The sequence below is a fragment of the Mesorhizobium sp. M7A.F.Ca.CA.002.15.2.1 genome, from assembly GCF_003998715.1.
In the GTDB taxonomy this organism is placed as follows: Bacteria; Pseudomonadota; Alphaproteobacteria; order Rhizobiales; family Rhizobiaceae; genus Mesorhizobium; species Mesorhizobium ciceri.
This window is the reverse complement of sequence record NZ_RZPI01000157.1, coordinates 1-9,333: the sequence shown is the minus strand read 5'-3', so window position 1 is coordinate 9,333 and position 9,333 is coordinate 1. Positions and strand designations below refer to the sequence as shown.

Annotated in this window: 8 protein-coding genes and 2 pseudogenes; 4 read left to right on the top strand and 6 right to left on the bottom strand. The window is 63.2% G+C overall.

Features of this window, described 5'->3' with window-relative positions; genetic code table 11:
* The 3 genes and pseudogenes from ENZ74_RS35085 to ENZ74_RS11725 all read left to right on the top strand — a co-directional run.
* Window positions 1-110: pseudogene (locus ENZ74_RS35085) on the top strand (alpha/beta hydrolase); the annotation flags it as partial.
* 99 nt (window positions 111-209) lie between these two features.
* Window positions 210-1,385: a CaiB/BaiF CoA-transferase family protein gene (locus tag ENZ74_RS11730; RefSeq protein ID WP_063168498.1), complete on the top strand. Its 1,176-nt coding sequence runs from the start codon at window positions 210-212 to the stop codon at window positions 1,383-1,385.
* Window positions 1,382-3,031 (top strand): thiamine pyrophosphate-binding protein, encoded by a 1,650-nt coding sequence (locus ENZ74_RS11725; RefSeq protein WP_063168499.1) that lies wholly within the window; start codon window positions 1,382-1,384, stop codon window positions 3,029-3,031. The genes ENZ74_RS11730 and ENZ74_RS11725 overlap by 4 nt, the downstream gene beginning before the upstream one ends.
* 211 nt (window positions 3,032-3,242) lie before the next feature.
* Here ENZ74_RS11725 and ENZ74_RS11715 read toward each other — a convergent pair whose 3' ends face one another.
* Together ENZ74_RS11715 and ENZ74_RS11710 are read right to left on the bottom strand one after the other, a co-directional pair.
* Window positions 3,243-3,683 carry a CHRD domain-containing protein gene (locus ENZ74_RS11715; RefSeq protein ID WP_013530918.1) on the bottom strand — a complete coding sequence of 147 codons (441 nt, stop codon included), beginning with the start codon at window positions 3,681-3,683 and terminating at the stop codon, window positions 3,243-3,245.
* 153 nt (window positions 3,684-3,836) lie between these two features.
* On the bottom strand, window positions 3,837-5,120 hold the full coding sequence (locus ENZ74_RS11710) for a cystathionine gamma-synthase family protein (protein ID WP_063168500.1): 1,284 nt from the start codon (window positions 5,118-5,120) through the stop codon (window positions 3,837-3,839).
* A gap of 125 nt (window positions 5,121-5,245) precedes the next feature.
* Between ENZ74_RS11710 and ENZ74_RS11705 the strand changes: the two genes are divergently transcribed.
* Window positions 5,246-5,704: an Lrp/AsnC family transcriptional regulator gene (locus ENZ74_RS11705; protein WP_024501498.1), complete on the top strand. Its 459-nt coding sequence runs from the start codon at window positions 5,246-5,248 to the stop codon at window positions 5,702-5,704.
* Between the two features lie 50 nt (window positions 5,705-5,754).
* Here ENZ74_RS11705 and ENZ74_RS11700 read toward each other — a convergent pair whose 3' ends face one another.
* From ENZ74_RS11700 to ENZ74_RS11685, 4 genes and pseudogenes are all read right to left on the bottom strand, one after another.
* Window positions 5,755-6,726: an ABC transporter substrate-binding protein gene (locus ENZ74_RS11700; protein ID WP_013530916.1), complete on the bottom strand. Its 972-nt coding sequence runs from the start codon at window positions 6,724-6,726 to the stop codon at window positions 5,755-5,757.
* A 40-nt stretch (window positions 6,727-6,766) separates the two neighbouring features.
* Window positions 6,767-7,921 carry an ABC transporter permease gene (locus ENZ74_RS11695; RefSeq protein WP_063168501.1) on the bottom strand — a complete coding sequence of 385 codons (1,155 nt, stop codon included), beginning with the start codon at window positions 7,919-7,921 and terminating at the stop codon, window positions 6,767-6,769.
* Window positions 7,918-8,796: an ABC transporter permease gene (locus ENZ74_RS11690; RefSeq protein ID WP_063168502.1), complete on the bottom strand. Its 879-nt coding sequence runs from the start codon at window positions 8,794-8,796 to the stop codon at window positions 7,918-7,920. Before ENZ74_RS11690 ends, ENZ74_RS11695 begins: the two co-directional genes overlap by 4 nt.
* Window positions 8,797-9,207 (bottom strand): annotated as a pseudogene (locus ENZ74_RS11685) (DUF559 domain-containing protein); the annotation flags it as partial.
* Between the last annotated feature and the right edge of the window lie 126 nt (window positions 9,208-9,333).

Genomic DNA, 9,333 nt, shown 5'->3' with positions numbered 1-9,333 from the left:
TGTTTACAAAGGTTTACCCCGACACCCGCCACGAAAGCCTGAACGAGGTGAATCGCGACATTATCATGGATGATTTCGCCGCCTGGGCCGACGAAGTCCTCAAAGCGTGACGGATTGGCCCATTGCAAGAGCCGTGACAGCCGTTGCAGGGCTTGATAGAGGCTCTGCTTTCGCAGCAATCGCAGTGATTGCGGCAACCACGGTGATCCATGGCTGAGCCCCCGCTGAAAGGCGTCCGCGTCGTCGAACTCGCCCGCATCCTTGCCGGGCCATGGGCCGGGCAGTTGCTTGCCGATCTCGGCGCCGATGTCATCAAGGTCGAGAGCCCCGATGGCGGCGACGACACCCGCAAATGGGGCCCGCCCTTCGTCATGGGCAAGGACGGCGAGAACCTGTCGGCCGCCTATTACCATTCCTGCAATCGCGGCAAGCGCTCCATCGCCATCGATTTCTCGACCCCGGAAGGCGCCGAGACGGTGCGCCGGCTGGTCGCCACTTCGGACGTGCTGATCGAGAACTTCAAGCTCGGCGGCCTGAAGAAATACGGCCTCGACTATGACAGCCTGCGCAAGATCAACCCGCGCCTCGTCTACTGCTCGATCACCGGTTTCGGCCAGGACGGTCCGTACGCACCGCGCGCCGGCTACGACTTCATCATCCAGGCCATGGCCGGCATGATGTCGATCACCGGCGAGGTCGGCCGCGAGCCGCAAAAGGCGGGCGTTGCCATCTCGGACATCTTCACCGGCCTTTATTCGGTCATCGCCATCCAGGCAGCACTGCGCCATGCCGAGCAGACCGGCGACGGTCAGCATGTCGACATGGCGCTTTTCGACACCCAGATCTCGGCGCTCGGCAACCAGAATTTGAACTATCTCGTCTCCGGCAAATCGCCGGTGCAGATGGGCAATGCGCATATGAACATCGCCCCCTACGAGGTGGTGCCGGTCCGGGATGGGCACATCATCCTGGCGGTGGGCAATGACGGCCAGTTCGCCAAATTCTGCGCTGCCGTCGGGCTGGACGACCTGCCTGCCAATCCCGACTTCGCCACCAATCCCGCCCGGGTCGCCAACCGGGCCAAGTTGCGCGAACGCATGGTCGAGGCGCTGAAGGTTTTTGACCGCGATCCGCTGCTGGCAAAGCTCGAAGCGGCCAGCGTGCCGGCGAGCCCGATCAACACGATCGGCCAGATGTTCGCCGACCCGCAGACGATCGCGCGCGGCATGCGGCTCGACCTGGACGACGGCCATGGCAATCTTCTGCCTTCGGTGCGCGCGCCGATGGTGATGTCGGGCACGCCGCTGGTCTATGAGCGCCCCTCGCCGCGCCTGGGCGAGCACACCCAAGAAATCCTTGCCGAACTGGAGAAGTCTGGACAATGAAGACTGGCGGACAACTCATCGTCGACGCTCTCGAAGCCAACGGCACCGACCGCATCTACTGCGTGCCCGGTGAATCCTATCTGGCGGTGCTCGACGCGCTGCACGATTCAGCGATCCGCACCATCGTCTGCCGCCAGGAAGGCGGTGCCGCCATGATGGCCGATTGCCACGGCCGCCTGACCGGCAAGCCCGGCATCTGCTTCGTCACCCGCGGCCCCGGCGCCACCAATGCCTCGGCCGGCATCCACATCGCCATGCAGGATTCGATACCCGTCATCCTGTTCATCGGCCAGGTCGCCGGCCACGCCAAAGAGCGCGAGGCTTTCCAGGAGGTGGATTACAAGAGGTTCTTCGGCGACATCGCCAAATGGGTAGTCGAGATCGACGACGCCTCGCGCATCCCAGAATTCGTCACCCGCGCCTTCGCCGTGGCGACATCGGGCCGTCCCGGCCCAGTGGTGATCTCGCTGCCCGAAGACATGCTGACCAGTGTCGTTGAAGCGCCCGTCGCCTTGCCGCACACACCGGTCGAAACGCGGCCCGGGGAAGCCGAACTCGATGCGCTTGAGAAATTGCTGGCCAAGTCCAAGCGGCCTTTCGTCATCCTTGGCGGCACGCGCTGGGACGCCGAGGCGGTTGCACAAATGCGCGCGATCGCCGAGGCCTGGTCGCTGCCGGTCGGCTGTTCCTTCCGCCGCCAGATGCTGTTCGATCATCTGCATCCGAACTATGCCGGCGATGTCGGCATAGGCATCAACCCGAAGCTGGCCACAGCGATCAAGCAGGCCGACCTCGTGCTGCTGATCGGCGGCCGCATGGGCGAAATGCCCTCCTCGGACTACACGCTGCTGAAAAGCCCCTACCCGGCCCAGACACTGGTCCATGTCCATGCCGATTCCGGCGAGCTCGGCCGCGTTTACAGGCCGGCATTGGCTATCAACGCCTCGCCGTCCGCCTTCGTCGACGCTTTCGCCAAACGCAAGCCGGCCTCCGCACCCGTCTGGGCAGCCGAGACGCCAAAGCTGCATGCCGCCTATCTCGACTGGTCGACACCACCCGAAAGCGGCCCCGGCCCGGTCCAGATGGGCCCGATCATGAACTATCTCGAAAAGATGCTGCCCGACGACGCCATCCTCACCAACGGCGCCGGCAATTATGCCACCTGGGTGCATCGTTTCCATCGCTTCCGCCGCTTCGCCACTCAAGGTGCGCCGACGTCAGGCTCGATGGGCTATGGCACGCCTGCGGCAGTCGCCGCCAAAGAGCTGTTTCCAGAGCGCACCGTGGTCGCTTTCGCCGGCGACGGCTGCTTCCTGATGAACGGGCAGGAATTCGCCACTGCCGTGCAATACGACCTGCCGATCGTCGTCGTCGTCGTCAACAACGGCATCTACGGCACCATCCGCATGCATCAGGAGCGCGAATATCCCGGCCGCGTGGTGGCCACCGACCTCAAGAACCCCGATTTCGCGGCTCTCGCCCGCGCCTATGGCGGCCATGGCGAAACGGTTGAGAAGACGGCGGACTTCGCCCCGGCCTTCGAACGCGCCCGCGCCAGCGGCAAGCCGGCGATCGTCGAGATCAGGCTCGACCCCGAAGCGATCACCCCGACCCGGACGATGACCCAGATCCGCGACAAGGTTTGAGGGCCGACCGGGGCAAGTCGAGTTCCTTCACGCCCCCTCTGCCCTGCCGGGCATCTCCCCCTCAAGGGGGGAGATTGGCAGTTTCGTCGTCTCGCCCTTCTTCCAACACTGGCGATTGGCGAAACCCGAAGTACATTCGATCTCCCCCCTTGAGGGGGAGATGTCCGGCAGGACAGAGGGGGGCGCTGTCCTGCCAACCTTCAACGGTCAGCTACTTCGCCTTCTCGATCTGGCCGCGGACCTCCCCATTCGGGTTCGCTTTGGTGTGGACGTTGACGTAATACTTGCCGGCCTCAAGGTCAGCCGCCTGGGCATCAGTGAGCGTCTCCGACCCCTTGATCGGGCTCTTGAGTTTTTTGAACGGGATGACAGGGTCGGCGTTTTCACCCATCGCCGCAGGGCCATGGATATGCGCGGCCGTCGCCGGTCCGCTGAGGCCGGAATATTTGACGTTCCAGTTGAGCTTCTTCTTGGTCGTGTCGAAGGTGAAAGTGGCTGTGCCCTTACCCTTCGTGGTGACGGGCGGGCTCTGCTGGCTGCCGTCTAGTGTCGCCTTGAACTTTTCCATGGCTGCCAGGGCGGGCGATGCGAACAGGAAAGCGGTCGAAATGGCCAGCGCCGACAGCGCCGGTAAGAAGGATTGGGTGCGCATGAAGAACCTCCGATTGACTGTGCACGCGTCGCGGCTCCCCGGCGCGCGCATGCGCCAACGGAACGGCCTGGCGGCACAATGTATCCAACCACACGTTTTTGTGATGACGTATAGAGATCCTAGGGCCGTCCTGTCCGGCTTCAGCGATAGCGGTCAGACCGCCGCCAGCGCCTGCGTCAGGTCGGCGATCAGATCGTCCGGATGCTCGACGCCGATCGACAGCCTGACCGTGGTCTCCAGCACGCCGATGCGCTGGCGCACCTCGAAGGGAATGCCCGAATGGGTCATGGCCGCGGGGTGACTGGCCAGCGATTCCGTTCCGCCGAGGCTCACCGCCAGCTTGAAGATCTGCAATCCGTTGAGGAAGGCGAAAGCCGCCTTCTCCCCGCCCTTGATGTCGAAGGAGAAGGTTGATCCGGCGCCGCTGCATTGCGCCCTGTAGGCGCGGCCGGCCGGCGTATTCTCGCCCAGAAACGGCAGGTAGTGCACCTTGTCGACCTTGGCGTGGTCGCGCAGGAATTCGGCGATCAGGCGAGCATTGTCGTTGGCCCGCTCCATGCGGATCGACAGCGTCTCCAGCGAGCGGCCGAGCATCCAGCAGGAATGCGGGTCGAGCTGCGTGCCGATCGCGCCGCGCAGCGCCTTGATCGGCTTGGTGATAGCCTTGCTGCCCATGGCGGCACCCGCGATCAGGTCGGAATGGCCGCCGACATATTTGGTCAGCGAATAAACCGACACGTCGGCACCATGTTCGATCGGCCGCTGGAACACCGGACCCAGCAATGTGTTGTCGCACACGATGATCGGCGTTGACCCTTGGCTCGCGCCGATCTCGTCGGCGATCTTGCGCATCAGCGCGAGGTCGACCAGGCTGTTGGTCGGGTTTGACGGCGTCTCGATCAGGATGACCGACACGCGGCCTTTCGCGACGGCCGCGTCGGCGGCCGTGCGCACCGCCGGCTCGTCCACGCCATCCGCGAAACCGACAGCACCGATGCCGAAACCGGAGAGCGTGCGCGTCAAAAGCGTCTCCGTGCCGCCGTAGAGTGGCTGCGAATGCAGGATGACGTCGCCCGGACGGGCATAGGCGAGCAGCGTCGTGGCGATCGCCGACATGCCCGATGAAAACAGGATGCAGGCATCCGTCCCCTCATAGATCGCCAGCCGGTCCTCGACGATCTCGCTGTTGGGATGATTGAAGCGCGAATAGACCAGGCCGGAGGCGGTGCCGCTCGGCGGCTCCTTCCTGCCGGAGGTGTAGTCGAAGAAGTCGCGTCCCTCCTCCGCCGACTTGAACACGAAGGTCGAGGTCAGGAACACCGGCGGCTTGACGGCGCCCTCCGAAAGCTGCGGATCGAAGCCATAGCTCAGCATCAGCGTCTCCGGGTGGAGCTTGTGGTTGCCGATATGGGTTTTCGACGGGCGTGGCGCGGTCATGGCTTTTCCTGCCTGTTCGACTGAAATAGTGAACGGCAATTTATGCGATCTCGTTCCGCCAGTCCTTGCTATTTTTGGGCTCACATGGCTGCATCCCCGCAACAAATTGCCTGGAGAGACCGAAAGTGCAGCAGAAGATAGCCGACGATTTCGACCTGAAAATCCTGCGTGAGCTGCGGGCCGACGCCCGCATCACCAACAACGAGCTTGCCGAGCGCATCGGCCTGTCGCCGTCGCCCTGCCTGAGGCGGGTGCGGCGGCTGGAGGAGACCGGGGTCATCAGAGGCTACACCACGCTGGTCGATCCCTCAGCCTTCGGCTGGAGCATGGTCGCCATCGCCACCATCCGGCTCAGCCGCCAGAACGAAGACGAGATCGTGATGTTCGAGGACGCGATCCGCGGCTGGGAAGAGGTGCTGGAATGCCACCTCGTCACCGGTTCGCGCGACTATGTGCTGAAAGTGGTGACGGGAAGCCTCGAACAATACGAGCGCTTCATCAAGGAAAAGATCGCGCGGCTGAAATGCGTCGCCTCGATCGAGACCAGCTTCGTCATGAACACCATAAAGGAACGGCGCCTCTGACATTTCTGCCGGAGGCGCCGCTTTCTGGATAGATGTGTTGCCGGCTAGGCTTACTTGACCGCTTTGTCGGTGATGGCGGTGGTGTAGGCGCCGGTCGGCTCCTTGGTGATGATCTTCTGGTCGAGCAGCGCCTTGGCGGTGCGCTCGTAGGTCGCCGGGTCAAGCTTGCCGTCGGCATTGTCGATCAGCTTGGCGACTTCGCTCATCATGCGCTTCTGGTGGTTCTCGTCCTGGCCGCCGCCGTCCATGACGATGCCTGCGGCTTCGTCATTGTTGTCGATGGCATATTTCCAGCCCTTCATCGAGGCGCGCACGAAACGCACCATCTTGTCTTCGAAGGCCGGATCCTTGAGCTTGTCTTCGGACGCATAGAGCCCGTCCTCGAGCAGGTCGTTGCCCATGGCCGAGTAGTTGAACACGGTCAGCTGTTCCGGCTTGTAGCCGGCGTCGATCAGTTGCCAGTATTCGTTGTAGGTCATGACCGAGATGCAGTCCGCCTGCTTCTGGATCAGCGGCTGCACGTCAAAACTCTGCTTGAGCACCGTGACGCCGTCCGGGCCGCCCTCGGTCTTCAGGCCGAGCTTGTTCATCCAGGCGTAGAACGGATACTCGTTGCCGAAGAACCAGACGCCGAGCGTGTGACCTTTGAAGTCGGCTTCGGTCTTGATCGGGCCGTCCTTCGGGCAGACCAGCTCCATGCCGGCCTTCTTGAACGGCTGGGCGATGTTGACCAGCGGCACGCCCTTTTCGCGGGCAGCCAGCGCACCGCCCATCCAGTCGACGATAACGTCGGCACCACCGCCGGCGATCACCTGCTCGGGCGCGATATCGGGACCGCCCGGCTTGATGTCGACGTCGAGACCCTCGGCCTCATAGAAACCCTTGGCCTTGGCGACATAGTAGCCGGCAAACTGGGCCTGCGTGACCCATTTCAGCTGCAACGTCACCTTGTCGGCGGCCATTGCCTGGAAAGCGGCAAGCGACATCGCGCCAGCCAGAACGGGAATAATCAGTCTTTTCATTTTGTTACCCTCTGAAGTTAGTGCCCTAAACCCACCGCCCCTATCCACCACGGACAGAGGGATGCCAAAACGTGACGGCTCTTTCGACAAGAGCGACCACGCCATAAAAGACCGAACCCGCAAGTGCTGCAACTGCGATTTCGGCCCAGACCATGTCGATGTTCATCCGCCCGACCTCGGTCGAGATGCGGAAGCCCATGCCGACGACAGGCGTGCCGAAGAACTCGGCAACGATGGCGCCGATCAGCGCCAGCGTCGAGTTGATCTTCAGCGCGTTGAAGATGAAGGGAGCTGCTGCCGGCAGCCGAAGCTTCAAGAGCGTCGGCCAGTAGCCCGACGCGTAGGTGCGCATCAGGTCGCGCTCCATATGGCCGGAGGCGGCCAGACCGGCGACCGTGTTCACCAGCATCGGGAAGAAGGTCATGATGATGACCACCGCCGCCTTGGACTGCCAGTCGAAGCCGAACCACATCACCATGATCGGCGCGACGCCGATGATCGGCAGCGCCGAGACCATGTTGCCGATCGGCAACAGGCCGCGTCGCAGGAACGGCACACGGTCTGCGAGCACCGCGGTGATGAAGCCGGCGCCGCTGCCCACGACATAGCCGAAGATGACCGCCTTGAAGATGGTCTGGCGGACATCGGCGCCGAGCACCGGCAGCGAACCGGCGATGCGCGCGCCGATGGCACTTGGCGGCGGCAGCAGGATGAAGGGTATGCCGGCCCCACGCGTCACCGCTTCCCAGATGATCAGGATCCAGGCGCCGAAGATGGCTGGGATGATCAGGCCCAGCGCGGTGCGAGCCCATTTGGCGAACGGACGCAATGATGACAGCACCGCCACGCAGCGCCAGCCAAGCAGCCATGCGGCGGTGAGAAGCAGGAAGTACGGCGTCCGCGCCAGGCCTTCGAAACCGGTGATGCCGCCAATCAGCAGCCAGGCGGCCAGATGCGCGCCGATGAAAAGCACAACGGCTTCGACGATGGACGGTATTCTGGTCACCGAGATCAAAGCGGCGACAAGCAGCACGCCGAAAATCAGCCAGGTCGTCGCCACATAGGGGTATATCAACGTCCCTGCAGGCTGCGCCAGTGCATCGACTTTCGGCGCGGCGATCGGGCCGAGCGCCACTGCGATCAGGCACAGCACGATCGCCAGCACTGCCTGCCAGGAGGGTTTCAGCCAGTTCATGCCGGCCTCCCGCCCATAGCGCGGTCGACGAGGCGCCCGGCAATGCCGACCACCATGACCAGAAGGGCTGCCACCACCGAACCGGCGACCAGCGCCGACCAGATGTCGATGGACTGGCTATAATAGGCGCCGGCGAGCAGCTTGGCGCCGATGCCGGCGACAGCGCCTGTCGGCAGTTCGCCGACGATGGCGCCGACCAGGCTTGCCGCCACCGCCACCTTCATCGAGGTGAACAGGAACGGCACCGAAGCAGGCACGCGCAACATCCAGAAGGTCTGCGCGCGACTGGCATTGTAGGTGTGCATCAGGTCGAGATGCATGATCTCGGGCGAGCGCAGCCCCTTCACCATGCCGACAGTCACCGGGAAGAACGACAGATAGGTCGAAATCATCGCCTTCGGGACGAGCCCGCTGATGCCGATCGCCCCCAGCACGACGATGATCATCGGCGCCACAGCCAGGATGGGAATGGTCTGCGAGGCGATGATCCACGGCATCAGGCTGCGGTCGAGCGTCGCCACATGGACAATGCCGACGGCGATGATGATGCCGAGCGCCGTGCCGAAAGCGAAGCCGAGCAGCGTCGACGAAAGCGTCACCCAGGCATTGTAGACCAGGCTGCGGTTGGAGGTGATGGGCCGCAGGAAGGTGTTCTCGAAGAAATTCACCGCCACCTGGTGCGGCGCCGGCAATGTCGGCTTCGGCTGCGACAGCGTCTTGCCGATGAGTTGGCTGAACGTGGATGTTTCACCCGCGCGACGATCGAGATCGCGCTGGAACGGCGTGTTGAGGATGACGGCGAAGACATACCAGAGCGCGATCACGCCAACGAGGATGGAGGTGACGGGAACGAGCTTGTCGCGGAAGGTGTCCATCTAGCGGGCCTCAGCCGACTGGCGCCCTCCTCTCCCCAACGGGGAGAGGGTGGCCGGAGCGAAGCGGAGGTCGGGTGAGGGGGTGGAAATCTTTCCGTCAAGGCAAGCCAAGATCGTATCCAGGACCGCTCGACGTTCGGCCAAAACCTCATGATTCCAGAACCGGAGAGCCGAATAACCTTGTCCGTTCAGCCAAGCTGTCCTGGAAGGGTCGGTTGGAGAATCTGCGTGCTGACTACCATCAAGTTCGACAATCAGGCTTACCTCGCGACAAACAAAATCCGCGATGAACGGTCCAAGCGGCACTTGCCTCACAAATTTGTAGCCATTGAGATGACGGTCTCTCAGCTCCCCCCAAAGCCTGTATTCAGCCTCGGTCTCGTCAACCCGCAGCTTTCGGGCGCGAGCGGTTGCCCCGACCTTTCTCTTGGTCGGATCCGTCGGCGCCGCCCCCTCACCCGACCTCCGCTTCGCTCCGGCCACCCTCTCCCCGTTGGGGAGAGGAGGAAGCTCATCCTGCCCCTCAATCATCATAGC

Coding starts and splice junctions, on each gene's coding strand:
- ENZ74_RS11715 (WP_013530918.1), bottom strand. CDS start 3,683: ATGCGCACCCAATCCTTCTTACCGGCGCTGTCGGCGCTGGCCATTTCG.
- ENZ74_RS11710 (WP_063168500.1), bottom strand. CDS start 5,120: ATGACCGCGCCACGCCCGTCGAAAACCCATATCGGCAACCACAAGCTC.
- ENZ74_RS11700 (WP_013530916.1), bottom strand. CDS start 6,726: ATGAAAAGACTGATTATTCCCGTTCTGGCTGGCGCGATGTCGCTTGCC.
- ENZ74_RS11730 (WP_063168498.1), top strand. CDS start 210: ATGGCTGAGCCCCCGCTGAAAGGCGTCCGCGTCGTCGAACTCGCCCGC.
- ENZ74_RS11690 (WP_063168502.1), bottom strand. CDS start 8,796: ATGGACACCTTCCGCGACAAGCTCGTTCCCGTCACCTCCATCCTCGTT.
- ENZ74_RS11695 (WP_063168501.1), bottom strand. CDS start 7,921: ATGAACTGGCTGAAACCCTCCTGGCAGGCAGTGCTGGCGATCGTGCTG.
- ENZ74_RS11725 (WP_063168499.1), top strand. CDS start 1,382: ATGAAGACTGGCGGACAACTCATCGTCGACGCTCTCGAAGCCAACGGC.